The organism is Streptomyces sp. NRRL S-244 (assembly GCF_000717915.1).
GTDB lineage: Bacteria > Actinomycetota > Actinomycetes > Streptomycetales > Streptomycetaceae > Streptomyces.
This window is the reverse complement of sequence record NZ_JOCX01000016.1, coordinates 25,759-41,995: the sequence shown is the minus strand read 5'-3', so window position 1 is coordinate 41,995 and position 16,237 is coordinate 25,759. Positions and strand designations below refer to the sequence as shown.

The following is a 16,237-nucleotide window of genomic DNA, read 5'->3' as shown; positions in this document are numbered from 1 at the left end:
TGCGATGCTCGGCGACGTGGAGACCAGATCTGTCAGCCCGGTGTTCGTCGGCCGAGCCGACGAACTGGCCGTACTCACCGACGCATTGGCCCGAGCCGAGGGCCGCGAGCCCCAGGCGATGCTCATCGGGGGCGAGGCCGGGGTCGGGAAGACCCGCCTCACCGAGGAGTTCCTCTGCGAGGCGGCCCGCCGCGGCGCGGTGGTGGCCGTCGGAGGCTGTGTGGAGATCGGGGCGGAGGGCCTTCCCTTCGCCCCCTTCTCGACGGCCCTGCGCACCCTGCACCGCCAGCTCCCGGGGGAGTTGGCGGCCGCGGCCGCGGGCCAGGAGGACGAACTCGCCCGGATCCTTCCCGAACTCGGCGACACCCCCCGCGGACCGCACGACGAGGAGAGCACCGCCCGGCTCTTCGAACTGACGGCCCGGATGCTGGAGAGGCTCGCCGCCGACCGCACCGTCGTCCTCGTCCTGGAGGACCTGCACTGGGCGGACACCTCCACCCGGCACCTGCTCTCCTATCTCTTCCGCACCCTCGCGAGCGGCCGGCTCGTCGTCGTCGCCACCTACCGGGCCGACGACGTCCACCGCCGCCACCCACTGCGCCCGCTGCTCGCCGAACTCGACCGGCTCCGCACCGTCCAGCGCATCGAACTGCCCCGCTTCAACCGGGCCGAGGTGCGCCGCCAGCTCGCCGGCATCCTCGCCTCGCGGCCCGACGAGGCCTTCGTGGACTCGGTGTTCGACCGCTCCGACGGCAACGCCTTCTTCGTCGAGGAACTCGCCGCCTGCAAGCGGAGCGGCTGCCAGGCGGGACTCACCGAATCCCTGCGCGACCTGCTGCTCGTCCGCGTCGAGGTGTTGCCGGACGCCGCCCAGCGCGTGGTGCGCTTCGTCGCCGAGGGCGGCTCCACCGTGGAGTACCCGCTCCTGCGCGCCGTCGCCGGGCTCACGGAGGACGAGCTGATCGAGGCCCTGCGGGCCGCCGTCGGCGCCAACATCCTCCTCGCCACCCCCGACGGGGACGGCTACCGCTTCCGCCATTCGCTGGTCCGCGAGGCCGTCAGCGACGACCTGCTGCCCGGCGAGCGCGCCCGCGTCAACCGCCGCTACGCGGAGGCGATGGAAGCCGACGACACGCTGATCCGCGCCGAGGAGCGGGTCATCCGGCTGGCCAGCTACTGGTACTACGCCAACGACGCGGCCAAGGCGCTGCCCGCCGTCCTGGCCGCCTCGGTCGCCGCTCGCCGCCGGCACGCCTACTCCGAGCAGCTGAGCCTGCTGGAACGGGCGTTGGACCTGTGGGAGAGCGCGCCGGAGGAGATCCGCGAGGCGCTGCGCCCGGTGGACTACACCGATGTGTACCCTCCGTGCGGCTGCGACCCGGCCACCACCCCGCTCAAGCGGCTCGACCTGCTGGCCGAGGCGACCGTTGCCGCCCGCTTCGGCGGCGAGCGCGAACGCGCCCTCAAGCTCACCAAAACGGCGCTGCGGCTGCTGGAGGACGACCAGGACCCGCTGCGCGCCGCCTGGTTCTGGACCGAGCGCTCCCGGCTCGTCTCCAGCCTGGCCCGCGGCGACGGCTGGGAGGAACTCGCCAAGGCCCAGGAGCTCGTCAAGGGGCTGCCCCCGTCCCAGGTGCACGCCGAGGTCCTGGTCCGGGCCGCGGGCTGGGGCATGCTCCACAACCCCGGCCCCGGCAACATCGAAGCCGCGGAACGCGCCGTCGCCTACGCCCGCATGGTCGGGGCGGAGGAGATAGAGCTCAACGCCCGGATCACGGTGGGCTGCCTGCTCACCGACTCCGGCGACGCCGAACGCGGCCTCTCCGAGATGTTCGCGGTCCGCGAGCGGGCCACCGCACTCGGGTTCGTCATGTTGGCGGGACGTGCACATATCAACCTCACCTCTCAGCTGGAAAGCATGGGCCGGTCCCGCGAAGCCGTGGAACTGGCCCAACAGGGGGTCGAACTCGTCAAGAGGTCACGGCTGCTGGACACCGAGGCCTGGCTCAGCGGGAACATGGCGGAGAGCCTGTACAGCCTCGGGCGCTGGGACGAGGCCGCCGAAGCCGCCCAGCGCGGCCTGAGCGTCGGCCAGAGCGCCGCCCCGCGCGGCTCCGCCTCCGCACGGCTGTCCTACCTGGCCCTGGGGCGCGGCGAACTGACCGAGGCCACCGGCCGACTCGCCGCCGCCCACGCCCACTTCGGCACCCACGACAGCCAGCCCCAGCACCGCATACCGCTCTACCGCCTCGCCGTCGGCATCGCCGCGGGCGAGGGCCGGATCGCCGACGTCCGTGCGGAGATCACCGACGCGGTCGCCTACGGCTTCCCGCTGGGCCACCACCGCTACGCCTGGCCGCTGCTGCTCGCCGCCGCCTCCGCCGAGGCGGACGCCCGCGGACTGCCGGTCGCCGACGCCAGCCGCGAAGCCGCCCTGGACGTGCTCCGCGCCGCCGCCCGCGCCCTGGCCACCCCCGTGCCCGTGTGGGCCGCCCACGCCGAGTTCTTCCGGGTGGAACTGCTGCGGGCCGAGGACCGGGACACCACCGCCGACTGGGCCGGCCTCGAACGGGCCATCCGCCCGCTGGAGCGTCCGTACCTGCTGGCCCGCGCCCGCCACCGGCTCGCCGAGGCCCTGCTGGCCGCCGGCGGCGACCGCGAACCCGCCGCCGTGCTGCTCCGCGAGGCCTACGCCACCGCGGACCGGCTCGGCTCCCGCAGTCTCCGCGAGGACCTGGCCCTGCTCGCCCAGCGCGCCCGGCTCCCGCTCACCGGGGCCGACGCACCCCCGGCCCTGCCCGCACCGGCCCCCGACCCCGTCGAGGCCCTGGGCCTGACCAGCCGCGAACGCGACGTCCTGCGCCTGGTCGCGGCGGGCAACAGCAACCGCCAGATCGCCGAGGAGCTGTTCATCTCCCCGAAGACGGCCAGCGTGCACGTCTCGAACATCCTGGCCAAGCTGGGCGTCGCCGGCCGCGGCGAGGCGGCCGCCCTGGCCCACCGTCTGCGGCTGTTCGGGCCGGTCACTCCCGCGGGGACGGCTTCGCCGGGCGTATGAGCACCTTGCCGGAGTCCAGGTCTATCGGACCGCGTCCCGGATCGCCGTCGTTCACGTCGGTCCGGGACAGCTCCAGCCGCTTCTTCTCCTCGTCCGTATGCTTGCGTCCCGGGTTGAAGAGCTCCTCGATCATGTTGAACACCGCGTCCACCGTGCCTTCTGCCCCCCACCAGGGCTCCGTCGGTTACCGCACCGTCAGTGTCAGGATCCTGTCGTCGCCCGCCTCTGGTGAGCCGCGCCCGTCGGTCTCGCTCGTGACCAGCAGCAATCTGTCCCCGCCGAGGGCGATCACCGTGCGCAGCCGGCCGTACTTCCCCGTCAGGAAAGCTTCCGGCCCGGCGACCGGATTCGCCCCGGCCAGCGGGATCCGCCACAGCCGCTCACCCTTCAGCCCGGCCATCCACACCGAGCCCTGCGCCCAGGCGATCCCGCTCGGCGAAGCCTCGTCGGTCTTCCACACGGCCACCGGATCGCGCAGGCCCGGCTTGCCGGCCTTGCCCTCGGCCTCCGGCCAGCCGTAATTCGCGCCGGGCTCGATCAGGTTCAGCTCGTCCCAGGTGTTCTGGCCGAACTCGGCCGCCCACAGCCGTTTGTCCTTGTCCCAGGCCAGGCCCTGCACATTGCGGTGCCCGTAGGAGTAGACGACCGAATCGGCCTCGGGATTCCCGTGCACCGGCTGCCCGTCCGGGGTCATCCGCAGGATCTTGCCGCCCAGCGACTTCTTGTCCTGCGCCAGCCCGGTGTCGCCGGTCTCGCCCGTCCCCGCGTAGAGCATCTTGTCCGGGCCGAAGGCGATCCGGCCGCCGTTGTGGATCAGCCCCTTGGGAATGCCCCGGAACACCGTGTCCGGTGCGCCCAGTTGCTGGCCGGGATCCCGCTGCTCGTCATACCTCATCCGGGCGATGCGGTTGTCGGACTCCGTCGTGAAGTACGCGTACACCATCCGGTCCGAGGCGTACGAGGGCGACAGCGCGAGCCCCAGCAGCCCGCCCTCGCCGCCCGGGGCCACCCCGGGCACCTTGCCGATCTGCGTCACCGTGCCGGTGGCCGCCGCGACCCTGCTGATGGTCCCCTTGTCCCGCGAGGCGACCAGCAGGTCCCCGTCGGGCAGCGGGGCCACGCCCCACGGGGACTCCAGACCCTTGGCCACCTCGCCCGCCACCGTCACGGAGCCCTTCGCCGGCGGCGCGGCCTCCGCGGAACCGGAGGGGGAGCCGGCGGGACCGGACCCCGATGCGGCGGGTGACGCGCCGGGTGGTGACGTGCCCGGCTTGGCGGCGGGGGAGCCCGCCGGTGCGCACCCCGCTGCGAGCAGAGCCCCGCATCCCGCCAGGGCGAACGCCGCCAGCACCCCACGGGTCCGCATGCGCGGGCCCTCGTACCCCTCGTACCCCTTGTGCACCTGTCCGTATCGCATCGTCCTGCTCCCCTCCGGTCGGCGATCGTGCCCTTCACCTGTTTCAACAGCCGCGGCACTTCCCGAAGTTCCAACGCTCGTACACCCGATCGAGTGGTGTTCCGGGCCTGCTCCCCGGCCCGCGCCGACGCTCAGTCCCAGGCTCCCACCGCCGCCGGCAGCGCCGCGATCTCGGCCAAGTCCCCGGCCGTCAGACGCAGCCGGGCCGCCCCCGCGTTCTCCGCCGCCCAGTGCGCCCGGTCGGCCCCCGGCACCGGCACCACGTGCGGCCCCTGCGCCAGCACCCACGCCAGCGCCACCTGCGCCGCCGTCACCTGTGGCCCGAGCCGCCGCGCCACCCGCCGCAGCCCCGCCACCAGCACCTGGTTCGCCGCCATCGACTCCGCCGTGAACCGCGGATGCCGGGCCCGCACGTCCTCCCACTCGAAGCCCTCGCCCGGCCGGAGCGTCCCGGTCAGGAACCCGCTGCCCAGCGGCATCGCCGCCAGGAACCCCACCCCGCGCGCCGCGCACCACGGCAGCAGCCGCCGCACCGCCTCCGGGGACCACACCGACAGCTCGGCCTGCACCGCGCTCACCGGGAACACCTGCTGGACCCGCTCCAGGTGCCGCAAGGTCACCTCGTACGCCCGGTCCCCGCGCCGCCCCGCCCCCGGCCCCGCGCCCGCCCCCAGCGCGCAGAACCCGAGCGCCCGCACCTTCCCGGCACCCACCAGCTCCGCCATCGCCCCCCAGGTCTCCTCGACCGGGACCTCCGGATCCACCCGGTGCAGCTGGTAGAGGTCGATGACGTCCGTCCGCAGCCGCCGCAGCGAGGCGTCGCAGGCCCGCCGCATGTATCCGGGCCGCCCGTCCGCCACCACGTGCTGCTCGCCCGCCCGCAGCCCCACCTTGGCGGACACGAACGCGTCCGCCCGCCGCTCCCGCAGCACGCGCCCCAGCAGCAGCTCGTTGGTGAACGGCCCGTACATGTCGGCGGTGTCCAGCAGGTTCGCCCCGAGGTCCAGCGCCGTGTGCACCGTGGCCAGCGACTCCGCCCCGCGGCGCCGCGAGGGCGCGTACGCCCAGCTCATCGGCATGCACCCGAGCCCGATGGCGCCCACCGTCAGCGCCCCCGCCCCGATCGACCTGCGCTCCACCCGTGCGTCCCCCTCCCGGTCCGGAAAACAAACTAACGGCTTGATCAGGATCCATTGGCCTTGGCATAGCCTCCTGGCCATGGATGCAAAGACTGCGGACGTCTGGCTGCCGTTCCCCGCCGACGAGATCGAGGGCCTCCCCGACGCCTTCACCTACCGCCGGTGGGACGGCGAGGACGCCTTCCCGGCCGATCCGGCCGCCTGCGTTTTCTACGTAGCCCCGTACATGAAGTCCGCCGAGGTCACCCTGCGCCCGCTGGCCGGCATGCCGAACCTCGAAGTCGTGCAGACGCTGACCGCGGGCATGGACCACGTCCTGGGCGGCCTCGACCTGCTGCGTCCGGGCGTACGGCTGTGCAACGCGCGCGGCGTCCACGAGGCGAGCACCGCCGAACTGGCGCTCACCCTCACCCTCGCCTCGCTGCGCGGCATCCCGGGGATGGTGCGCGGCCAGGACCGCGAGGAGTGGCGCTCCGGCTTCTACGACGCCCTCGCCGACAAGTCCGTACTGATCATCGGCTACGGATCGATCGGCGCGGCCATCGAGGACCGGCTCGCACCCTTCGAGTGCGCGCGGGTCGTACGCGTCGCACGCTCGGCGCGCACCACCACGCGCGGGCCCGTGCACGCCCAGGCCGAACTGCCCCGGCTGCTCCCCGAGGCCGACGTGGTGATCCTCTCCACCCCGCTGACCGACGCGACGCGGGGCCTGGCCGACGCCGCGTTCCTCGCCCGGATGAAGGACGGCGCCCTGCTGGTGAACGTGGCGCGCGGCCCCGTCGCCGACACCGGCGCCCTGCTGGCGGAGCTGGAGTCGGGCCGGCTGCGCGCGGCGCTCGACGTCACCGACCCGGAACCGCTGCCCGCCGGCCATCCGCTCTGGCATGCTCCGAATGTCCTGATCACGCCTCACGTGGGCGGCAGCAGCACGGCGTTCGCGCCGCGGGCCAGGCGCCTGGTGGCCCGCCAGCTCCACCGGTTCGCCGCGGGGGAGCCGGTCGAGAACACGGTCCTGATCACCGACTGACGCGCAGTGCGCACGCTCCGCATCCGTCCGGACGCGCACAGTGGCAACAACTCCCCGCGTGGTAACGGAGAGTAGACCATCTATGTCCCTGAGTGACGAAAGTGGTGTATCGTCCGGAACAAGGGGCTGCAGCGCGTTCGTCTGGCGCTGGGGAGTGATCGGACACTTTGGGGGGCGACGGGCGATGTACGGCCAATGGACGAAGGATCCGATGCGGCACGGCCGCCGGAGGCGGCGCTGCCGGGACTGGGCTGCGCCGGAACCAGCCAGCGAGGGGGACCGGTGAATGCCCCGGGGGCGGCGCTGCTGACCAGGCCGCCCGTCCCGGGCGGCGGCAGGAGCCTGGCGATGCAGCTGCTCCTCGCCGTGATCAGCGGCGGGTACGCCGTCGGCGCCGCCCTCGGCTGGGGCTCCGAGGAACTCGCCGAGATCATGGGCGACTTCGGACTCAGCGCGGCCGCGTTACTCGCCGCCGTCTCCTGCTACACGTACGCGCGGACGATCGACAGCCGCGAGCGCCCGGCCTGGCTGCTCTTCGCGTTCTCCTCCCTCATGGGAGCCTGCGGCAACGGCGTCTGGGGCTGGTACGAGGTGGTCCTCGGCGAGGCAGTGCCGAAGCCCTCGGTCGCCGACTTCGCGTTCCTCTGCTTCGCTCCGCCCGCCATCGTGGGCCTGCTCGTCCTCGCCAAACGCCCGGTCACCCGCGCCGGCTGGGTCTGCCTCGGTCTCGACTCCTGGCTCATCGGCGGCTCCCTGCTCACCCTGTCCTGGAGCCTGGCCCTCGCGCACGCGGCGCGGACCGCCCAGTCCGGGGCCCCCGGCAGCGTCCCGCGCGCCGCGCTCTCGCTCGCCTACCCGCTGCTGGACATCGCGCTCGTCTCCATGGTGCTCGTCCTGCACTTCCGGCGCTCCGAGGCCAACCGTTCGGCCGTGAACACCGCCATCGCGGCCCTGGCCCTGACCGTGCTCAGCGACGCCCTGTTCACCTCGCCGCTGCTCAGCGCCGAATACCAGTCAGGTCAGCTGCTCGACGCCGGCTGGTTCGCCGGCTCGCTGCTGCTCGCCTACGCGCCCTGGGGGGCCCGGCGCGCCCATCCGGAGCCGGGAGCACCGGGGCTGCCGCGCCCCGACCGCCCGGTCAGCCGCCCCATCACCGGCTCGCTGCCCGCCCTCACCCCGTACCTCGCGGCAGCCGTCTGCACCCTGGGCATCCTGTACAACGTGGTGGACGGCCGGAAGGTCGACCGCGTGGTCGTCTTCACCGGCTGCACGGTCGTGCTCGCCCTCGTCATCCGGCAGGGCATCATGCTCATCGACAACATCGCGCTGACGCAGGAGCTCGCCCAGAAGGAGAACCACTTCCGTTCCCTGGTCCAGGGCTCCAGCGACGTCATCATGATCGCCGCCCCCACCGGGACCCTGCGCTACGTCAGCCCCGCGGCCGCCGGGGTCTACGGGCGTGAGGCCGAGGAGCTCGTCGGTACCGAGCTCGCCACCCTGATCCACCCGCACGACCTGGGCCGGGTGGTCCACGAGGTACGCCGCTTCCTCGCCGCGCAGCCCGGCGAGGAGCCGACCACCCGCATCGAATGCCGCTTCAAGTCCGGCAACGGCGAATGGCTCAACGTGGAGTCCACCGTCAACCGCCACCAGGGCGGCCTCATCCTCAACAGCCGCGACGTCACCGAGCGGGTCCGCCTCCAGGCGCAGCTCCAGCACAGCGCCGAGCACGATCCGCTGACCGACCTGCCCAACCGGGCCCTGTTCACCGGCCGGGTCCGCCAGGCCCTGACCGGCCGCCGCGCGGGGGACCACAGCACCGCCGTGCTCTTCATCGACCTCGACGGGTTCAAGGCGGTCAACGACACCATCGGCCACCAGGCCGGCGACGAGCTGCTGATCGAGGCCGCGCGCCGGCTCCAGGACTCGGTGCGCGCCGGGGACACCGCGGCCCGGCTCGGCGGCGACGAGTTCGCGGCGCTGATCCTGGGCGACGGCAGCCGCGACCGCAGCGCCCGCGAGTACCAGGTGCACGAGATCGCGGACCGGCTGCGCACCACCCTGTCCCAGCCGTACCGGATCGGCGGCAGCGAGGTCCGGGTCGCCGCCAGCATCGGCGTGGCCTTCGCCGACCCCGGCATCACCCCTTCGGACCTCATGCGCAACGCGGACCTCGCGATGTACCGCGCCAAGGCGGGCGGCAAGGACCGGGTCGAGCTGTACGCGCCCCAGATGCAGGCCGAGGTCGTACGCAAGGCGGAGCTCGCCGGGCGGCTGCGCAGCGCGCTCCACGACGGGGAGTTCGCCCTGCTGCACCAGCCGGTGGTCTCGCTGGCGACCGGCGAGGTCACGGCCGTGGCGGCGCAGGCCCGCTGGCGCTCGGCCCAGGGGATCCTGTTCACCCCCGCGGAATTCCTCCGGGTGGCCGAGTACAGCGAGGGCGCGGCGGCCGGGCCCGACGGCCGCTCTGGCCTCCCCGCGGGCACGCCCACCCGGGCCGCCGAGCTGGGGCACTGGCTGCTGGAGGAGGCCGTGGCGCAGGCCGCCGAGCGGCAGCGGATCGGGCACGACGTACCGGTGGCCGTACGGATGAGCGCCCAGCGGCTGCTGGACCGGGCGGTGCCGCTCGGCTCCGTGGAGGCCCTGCTGACCCGGCACGGGCTGCCGTCCGGGGCCCTCGTGATCGAACTGACCGTGTCCGACCCCAGGGTCCCCTTCGACGAGCTGGAGCGGCGCCTGGCGGCCCTGCGCCGGCTCGGGGTCCTGATCTCCCTGGACGGCTTCGGCAGCGGCTACGCGGCCATCAGCGCCCTGCGCAGACTCCCCGTGGACATCCTGAAGCTGGACCGGGGACTCGTCGAGGGCGTGGTCGAATCCGCCCGCCTCCACAAGATCACCGCTGGTTTGTTGCGCATTGCAAATGATTTGGGCATGCAGTCGGTGGCCGACGGGGTGGACCTGCCCGAGCAGGTCATGGCACTGCGCGCGATGGGGTGCACACACGGCCAGGGAGTGGCTTTTTCCGGCCCACTCGACGAGTACAGGCTGCGCCGCGCGCTGGTGCGCGGTACGTTCCCAGTACCGGGCGGAGCGGCCCAGCCCGCCTTGGCCGGTGGTTCGTCCGGGGGCTCGATGGCCATCCGTAGAGGCTCACATAATGAGACGCCCGTCCCACCCGCTTGACATCCCCCTCCCGCCGGAGGGAGGGTCAGTGCCATGCGCACCCGAATTCTCGTACTTGGAAAGCGCGTCGGCTGAAGCTGGGACCTGCATGTCCCCGCTCCGCACACCCGACGCGCTCCCCTCGCTTGCCTCCTGGCACGAGGGGTTTTTTGTTGCACTGGCACACCTTCGAATCCTCGTAAAACCCTCAGCTTCGAGAAGAGAATGCCGATGACCGAGCAGGCCACCGGGGCCCACCATCCGCAGCCGCGGCCCCGTTCCGGCGGACACCAGCCCGCCGCAGTTGAGCACGTCACGGGTGCGCAGTCCCTCATCCGCTCTCTCGAAGAGGTGGGGTGCGACACCGTCTTCGGTATCCCGGGCGGGGCCATCCTCCCGGCGTACGACCCGATGATGGACAGCACCAAGGTCCGCCACATCCTGGTCCGCCACGAGCAGGGCGCCGGCCACGCCGCGACCGGCTACGCGCAGGCCACCGGCAAGGTGGGCGTCTGCATGGCCACCTCCGGCCCGGGCGCCACCAACCTGGTGACCCCCATCGCCGACGCGCACATGGACTCGGTGCCGCTGGTCGCGATCACCGGCCAGGTCTCCTCCAAGGCGATCGGCACCGACGCCTTCCAGGAGGCGGACATCGTCGGCATCACGATGCCGATCACCAAGCACAACTTCCTGGTGACCAGGGCCGAGGACATCCCGAAGACGATCGCCGAGGCCTTCCACATCGCCTCCACCGGCCGCCCCGGCCCGGTCCTGGTCGACATCGCCAAGGACGCCCTGCAGTCGAGGACCACCTTCTCGTGGCCGCCGTCGCAGGACCTCCCGGGCTACCGGCCGGTCACCAAGCCGCACGCCAAGCAGATCCGCGAGGCCGCCAAGCTCATCTGCCAGGCCAAGCGCCCGGTCCTGTACGTCGGCGGCGGCGTCATGAAGTCCGGCGCGACCGCCGAACTCAAGGTCCTGGCCGAGCTGACCGGGGTCCCGGTCACCACCACGCTGATGGCGCTGGGCTCGTTCCCCGACAGCCACCCGCTGCACGTGGGCATGCCGGGCATGCACGGCGCGGTCACCGCCGTCACCGCCCTGCAGAAGTCGGACCTGCTGATCGCGCTCGGCACCCGCTTCGACGACCGCGTCACCGGCAAGCTGGACAGCTTCGCCCCGTTCGCCAAGGTCATCCACGCGGACATCGACCCGGCGGAGATCGGCAAGAACCGCGAGGTCGACGTCCCGATCGTCGGTGACGCCCGCGAGGTCATCGCCGACCTGATCCAGGCGGTCCAGGCCGAGCACACCGAGGGCAACACCGGTGACTACACCGCCTGGTGGAAGGACCTCAGCCGCTGGCGCGACACGTACCCGCTGGGCTACGACCTGCCCGACGACGGCATGCTCTCGCCGCAGCAGGTCATCCAGCGCATCGGCGAGCTCGCCCCCGAGCACACCATCTACGCGGCCGGCGTCGGCCAGCACCAGATGTGGGCCTCGCACTTCGTCAACTACGAGGAGCCCCGCACCTGGCTGAACTCCGGCGGCGCCGGAACCATGGGCTACGCGGTCCCCGCCGCGATGGGCGCCAAGGTCGGCATGCCGGACCGCACGGTCTGGGCGATCGACGGCGACGGCTGCTTCCAGATGACCAATCAGGAACTGGTCACCTGCGCGCTGAACAACATCCCGATCAAGGTCGCGATCATCAACAACGGTGCGCTGGGCATGGTCCGCCAGTGGCAGACCCTGTTCTACAACCAGCGGTACTCCAACACCGTGCTGCACGCCGACGAGACGGGCCACGGCACCGTCGGCTCCCAGCTCGGGGAGTCCACCGCCCCCCGCAAGGGCACCCGCGTCCCGGACTTCGTCAAGCTGTCCGAGGCCATGGGCTGCGTGGCGCTGCGCTGTGAGGACCCGGCCGACCTGGACAAGGTCATCGCCGAGGCCAACGCGATCAACGACCGTACCGTCGTGATCGACTTCATCGTCCACGAGGACGCCATGGTGTGGCCGATGGTCGCCGCCGGCACCTCCAACGACGAGGTCATGGCAGCCCGGGGCGTCCGTCCCGACTTCGGCGACAACGAAGACGACTGAGCCGAGAGAGCCTGAGAGAGAGAACGCCTCACATGTCCAAGCACACGCTCTCCGTCCTGGTCCAGAACACGCCCGGCATCCTCGCCCGGATCGCCGCGCTGTTCTCCCGCCGCGGGTTCAACATCGACTCCCTCGCGGTCGGTGTCACGGAGCACCCCGACATCTCGCGCATCACGATCGTCGTGAACGTCGAGGACCTCCCGCTGGAGCAGGTGACCAAGCAGCTGAACAAGCTGGTCAACGTGCTCAAGATCGTCGAGCTGGAGCCGCACAACGCCATCGAACGCGAACTCGTTCTGGTGAAGGTCCGCGCCGACAACGAGACCCGCTCCCAGATCGTCGAGATCGTCCAGCTGTTCCGCGCCAAGACGGTCGACGTCTCCCCGGAGGCCGTCACCATCGAGGCGACGGGCGGCGCCGACAAGCTCGGCGCGATGCTCAAGATGCTGGAGCCCTTCGGCATCAAGGAGCTCGTGCAGTCCGGCACGATCGCCATAGGGCGCGGCGGCCGGTCCATCACGGACCGCAGCCTGCGCGCGCTCGACCGCAGCGCCTGAGCAACACAGTGCCTGACCGACACGGCGCCTGAGCAACACCCCCGCGTCGCGTTGCCTCTCGCATCGCGAGACCAAGAAACTTCCTTCACGTTCCCCGCCGTACGGTGGGAGCAACACCAGCGCACCAAGGAGATATCCCAGTGGCCGAGCTGTTCTACGAGAACGACGCCGACCTGTCCATCATCCAGGGCCGCAAGGTCGCGGTCATCGGTTACGGCAGCCAGGGCCACGCCCACGCGCTGTCGCTCCGTGACTCCGGCGTCGACGTCGTCGTCGGCCTGAAGGAGGGCTCGAAGTCCAAGGCCAAGGCCGAGGAGCAGGGCCTGAAGGTCGTCCCGGTCGCCGAGGCCGCCGCCTGGGCCAACGTCATCATGATCCTGACCCCGGACCCGCTCCAGGCCGAGATCTACGAGGAGTCCATCAAGGAGCACCTCGAGGAGGGCGACGCGCTCTTCTTCGGCCACGGCTTCAACGTCCGCTACGGCTTCATCAAGCCCCCCACCAACGTGGACGTCGCCCTGGTCGCCCCGAAGGGCCCGGGCCACCTGGTCCGCCGCCAGTACGAGGAAGGCCGCGGCGTGCCCTGCATCGCCGCCGTCGAGCAGGACTTCTCCGGCACCGCCTTCGCCCTCGCGCTCTCGTACGCGGCCGGCATCGGCGGCACCCGCGCCGGCGTCATCAAGACCACCTTCACCGAGGAGACCGAGACCGACCTGTTCGGTGAGCAGGCCGTCCTCTGCGGTGGCGCCTCCGCCCTGGTCAAGGCCGGTTTCGAGACCCTGACCGAGGCCGGCTACCAGCCGGAGATCGCGTACTTCGAGTGCCTGCACGAGCTGAAGCTCATCGTGGACCTCATGTACGAGGGCGGCCTGGAGAAGATGCGCTGGTCGGTCTCCGAGACCGCCGAGTGGGGCGACTACATCACCGGTCCCCGCATCATCACCGACGCCACCAAGGCCGAGATGAAGCAGGTCCTCGCGGAGATCCAGAGCGGCGAGTTCGCCAACACCTGGATGGCCGAGTACAAGGCCGGTCTGCCGAAGTACAACGAGTACAAGAAGGCCGACGAGGCGCACCTGCTGGAGACCACCGGCAAGAAGCTGCGCAAGCTCATGAGCTGGGTCGACAGCGACGAGAGCTGATCCGTACGCGAGGGGGCCGGGGCGATGAGTCCCGGCCCCGCCGCGCATGACGGGCCGGATCGGACCACTCTGCACGCGGGGCTTGTCCACCCTGGCCAACCCCGGACGGGTGATCCTTCCGGACAGGCGGAATCCAGAGCGGAATCCGCCACTACACTGCTCAACACAACGCGTCAGGCCCACAGTGTCGTGCGTCTTCCACGCGGCTACCCCCTCCACCGCCTGCGGCCGTCGGGACGGCCGTCCGCACTGGACTTGTGAGGATGACCCACGTGAGCTCGAAACCTGTCGTACTCATCGCCGAAGAGCTGTCGCCCGCCACCGTCGACGCGCTCGGTCCGGACTTCGAGATCCGGCACGTCAACGGAGCCGACCGCGCGGAGCTGCTCCCCGCGATCGTGGACGTCGACGCCATCCTGGTGCGCTCCGCGACCAAGGTCGACGCGGAGGCCATCGCCGCCGCCAAGAAGCTGAAGGTCGTCGCGCGCGCCGGTGTCGGTCTCGACAACGTCGACGTCTCCGCCGCCACCAAGGCCGGCGTGATGGTCGTGAACGCCCCGACCTCCAACATCGTCACCGCCGCCGAGCTCGCCTGCGGCCTGCTCGTCGCCTCGGCCCGCAACATCCCGCAGGCCAACACCGCCCTGAAGAACGGCGAGTGGAAGCGGAACAAGTACACGGGCGTCGAGCTCAGCGAGAAGACCCTCGGTGTCGTCGGCCTCGGCCGCATCGGCGTCCTGGTCGCCCAGCGCATGTCGGCCTTCGGCATGAAGATCGTCGCGTACGACCCCTACGTACAGCCCGCGCGCGCCGCCCAGATGGGCGTCAAGATGCTGACGCTGGACGAGCTCCTCGAAGTCGCCGACTTCATCACCGTGCACCTGCCCAAGACCCCCGAGACCCTCGGTCTCATCGGGGACGAGGCCCTGCACAAGGTCAAGCCGTCCGTCCGCATCGTCAACGCCGCGCGCGGCGGGATCGTGGACGAGGCCGCGCTGTACTCGGCCATCAAGGAGGGCCGCGTCGCCGGCGCCGGCCTCGACGTGTACGCGAAGGAGCCCTGCACGGACTCCCCGCTCTTCGAGCTCGACCAGGTCGTCTGCACCCCGCACCTCGGCGCGTCCACGGACGAGGCCCAGGAGAAGGCCGGCATCTCGGTCGCCAAGTCGGTGCGCCTGGCGCTCGCGGGCGAGCTCGTACCGGACGCGGTCAACGTCCAGGGCGGTGTCATCGCCGAGGACGTCCGTCCCGGTCTGCCGCTCGCCGAGAAGCTCGGCCGCATCTTCACCGCCCTCGCGGGCGAGGTCGCGGTCCGCCTGGACGTCGAGGTCTGCGGCGAGATCACCCAGCACGACGTCAAGGTGCTGGAACTCTCCGCCCTCAAGGGTGTCTTCGAGGACGTCGTCGACGAGACGGTCTCCTACGTCAACGCCCCCCTGTTCGCGCAGGAGCGCGGTGTCGAGGTACGCCTGACCACCAGCTCGGAGTCCCCGGACCACCGCAACGTGGTGACCGTGCGCGGCACCCTGTCGGACGGTCAGGAAGTGTCGGTCTCCGGCACCCTCGCCGGTCCGAAGCACCTGCAGAAGATCGTCGGCATCGGCGAGTACGACGTGGACCTGGCGCTCGCCGACCAGATGCTCGTGCTGCGCTACACCGACCGTCCGGGTGTGGTCGGCACCGTCGGCCGCATCCTCGGCGAGGCCGGCCTGAACATCGCGGGCATGCAGGTCGCCCGCGCCGAGGAGGGCGGCGAGGCGCTCGGCGTCCTCACGGTCGACGCGGAGGTGCCGGTGAACGTCCTCGCGGAGATCTCCGCCGAGATCGGCGCGGTCTCGGCGCGCACGGTCAGCCTCGGCTGACCCGCACGACACGCAGAAGGGCCCGGGGGAGACCCCGGGCCCTTCTGCGTGTTCCGCCGCCGCTCCGCCGATCCCGGGCAGCATGCGGAGGCGGTAGACGCATGTCTAGTACGGTCGTATGGGACATTCGTATAGGACGGTTGTCTTGATACCGTGAGCGCATGGGACACCGTGAAGATCTGCTCGAAGGCGCCAAGAAGTGCCTGGTCGAGAAGGGATTCGTGCGGACGACCGCGCGCGACATCGTCAACGCCTCGGGCGCGAACCTGGCGTCGATCGGCTACCACTACGGCTCCAAGGACGCCCTGATGTCGAAGGCGTACATCGCCCTCGCGCAGGAGCGGGGCGATTCGTCCGTGCCCGACCTCGCCGGGGAGGGCGGCTCGCTGGAACGCTTCCGCTCGGTCTGGGAGGGCGTGATCGGCCGCCGGGAGGAGTCGGCGCCGATGTGGGCGGCCGGCATGGAGGTGGCGCTCAGCCGCGGCGGGATGCCGGAGCTGCGCGAACTGCTCGCGGCCTCGGCGGGGGACGGCCGCAAGGGGCTGATCGCCGCGTTCACCGGCATCCCCGAGGAGGACCTCGACGAGCGGGACCTGCGAACGGTCGGCGCGCTGTACCAGGCGCTCGTCACCGGGGTGATGGCGCTGTGGATGTTCGACCCGGAAGGGGCCGTCACCGCCGAGGAGTTGACGGAAGGCATGCGGCGCGCCGCGGCGATGGCGGCGAAGGCCGAGGACTCCGCCGACCCCGCCTGAGCGCGG

11 protein-coding genes are annotated in these 16,237 nt (G+C 71.6%); 8 read left to right on the top strand and 3 right to left on the bottom strand.

Features of this window, described 5'->3' with window-relative positions:
- Window positions 1-4: 4 nt before the first annotated feature.
- Window positions 5-3,058, top strand: coding sequence for a helix-turn-helix transcriptional regulator (locus IF02_RS36125; RefSeq protein ID WP_030159114.1), 3,054 nt, complete (start codon window positions 5-7; stop codon window positions 3,056-3,058).
- On the opposite strand, the gene IF02_RS32565 is transcribed toward IF02_RS36125, so the two are convergent.
- From IF02_RS32565 to IF02_RS0120880, 3 genes are all read right to left on the bottom strand, one after another.
- Window positions 3,024-3,209 carry a DUF6191 domain-containing protein gene (locus tag IF02_RS32565; RefSeq protein WP_037836791.1) on the bottom strand — a complete coding sequence of 62 codons (186 nt, stop codon included), beginning with the start codon at window positions 3,207-3,209 and terminating at the stop codon, window positions 3,024-3,026. The two genes, IF02_RS36125 and IF02_RS32565, sit on opposite strands and share 35 nt — an antisense overlap.
- Window positions 3,210-3,242: 33 nt before the next feature.
- Complete coding sequence (locus IF02_RS0120885; RefSeq protein WP_078622224.1) at window positions 3,243-4,475, bottom strand: PQQ-dependent sugar dehydrogenase; 1,233 nt, start codon at window positions 4,473-4,475, stop codon at window positions 3,243-3,245.
- Between the two features lie 131 nt (window positions 4,476-4,606).
- Entirely contained in the window at window positions 4,607-5,614 is a 1,008-nt protein-coding gene (locus IF02_RS0120880) for an aldo/keto reductase (RefSeq protein ID WP_030159111.1), read from the bottom strand.
- A gap of 79 nt (window positions 5,615-5,693) precedes the next feature.
- Between IF02_RS0120880 and IF02_RS0120875 the strand changes: the two genes are divergently transcribed.
- From IF02_RS0120875 to IF02_RS0120845, 7 genes are all read left to right on the top strand, one after another.
- Window positions 5,694-6,641 (top strand): 2-hydroxyacid dehydrogenase, encoded by a 948-nt coding sequence (locus IF02_RS0120875; protein WP_030159109.1) that lies wholly within the window; start codon window positions 5,694-5,696, stop codon window positions 6,639-6,641.
- A gap of 348 nt (window positions 6,642-6,989) precedes the next feature.
- Window positions 6,990-9,824, top strand: a complete 2,835-nt coding sequence (locus IF02_RS0120870) for a putative bifunctional diguanylate cyclase/phosphodiesterase (RefSeq protein ID WP_234318284.1) — start codon at window positions 6,990-6,992, stop codon at window positions 9,822-9,824.
- 204 nt (window positions 9,825-10,028) lie between these two features.
- A complete protein-coding gene (locus IF02_RS0120865) occupies window positions 10,029-11,915 on the top strand; it encodes an acetolactate synthase large subunit (RefSeq protein ID WP_030159106.1) in 1,887 nt (628 codons plus the stop codon).
- A gap of 32 nt (window positions 11,916-11,947) precedes the next feature.
- The gene (gene ilvN, locus IF02_RS0120860; RefSeq protein WP_030159104.1) at window positions 11,948-12,472 is read left to right on the top strand and encodes an acetolactate synthase small subunit; all 525 of its coding nucleotides are present in this window, start codon (window positions 11,948-11,950) and stop codon (window positions 12,470-12,472) included.
- A 140-nt stretch (window positions 12,473-12,612) separates the two neighbouring features.
- The gene (gene ilvC / locus IF02_RS0120855) at window positions 12,613-13,614 is read left to right on the top strand and encodes a ketol-acid reductoisomerase (RefSeq protein ID WP_030159103.1); all 1,002 of its coding nucleotides are present in this window, start codon (window positions 12,613-12,615) and stop codon (window positions 13,612-13,614) included.
- A 272-nt stretch (window positions 13,615-13,886) separates the two neighbouring features.
- Window positions 13,887-15,476: a phosphoglycerate dehydrogenase gene (gene serA, locus IF02_RS0120850; protein ID WP_030159101.1), complete on the top strand. Its 1,590-nt coding sequence runs from the start codon at window positions 13,887-13,889 to the stop codon at window positions 15,474-15,476.
- A 161-nt stretch (window positions 15,477-15,637) separates the two neighbouring features.
- On the top strand, window positions 15,638-16,231 hold the full coding sequence (locus tag IF02_RS0120845; protein WP_030159100.1) for a TetR/AcrR family transcriptional regulator: 594 nt from the start codon (window positions 15,638-15,640) through the stop codon (window positions 16,229-16,231).
- Window positions 16,232-16,237 lie beyond the last annotated feature (6 nt).

Coding starts and splice junctions, on each gene's coding strand:
- IF02_RS36125 (WP_030159114.1), top strand. CDS start 5: ATGCTCGGCGACGTGGAGACCAGATCTGTCAGCCCGGTGTTCGTCGGC.
- IF02_RS0120885 (WP_078622224.1), bottom strand. CDS start 4,475: ATGCGATACGGACAGGTGCACAAGGGGTACGAGGGGTACGAGGGCCCG.
- IF02_RS0120875 (WP_030159109.1), top strand. CDS start 5,694: ATGGATGCAAAGACTGCGGACGTCTGGCTGCCGTTCCCCGCCGACGAG.
- IF02_RS0120870 (WP_234318284.1), top strand. CDS start 6,990: ATGCAGCTGCTCCTCGCCGTGATCAGCGGCGGGTACGCCGTCGGCGCC.
- IF02_RS0120865 (WP_030159106.1), top strand. CDS start 10,029: ATGCCGATGACCGAGCAGGCCACCGGGGCCCACCATCCGCAGCCGCGG.
- ilvN (WP_030159104.1), top strand. CDS start 11,948: ATGTCCAAGCACACGCTCTCCGTCCTGGTCCAGAACACGCCCGGCATC.
- IF02_RS0120845 (WP_030159100.1), top strand. CDS start 15,638: ATGGGACACCGTGAAGATCTGCTCGAAGGCGCCAAGAAGTGCCTGGTC.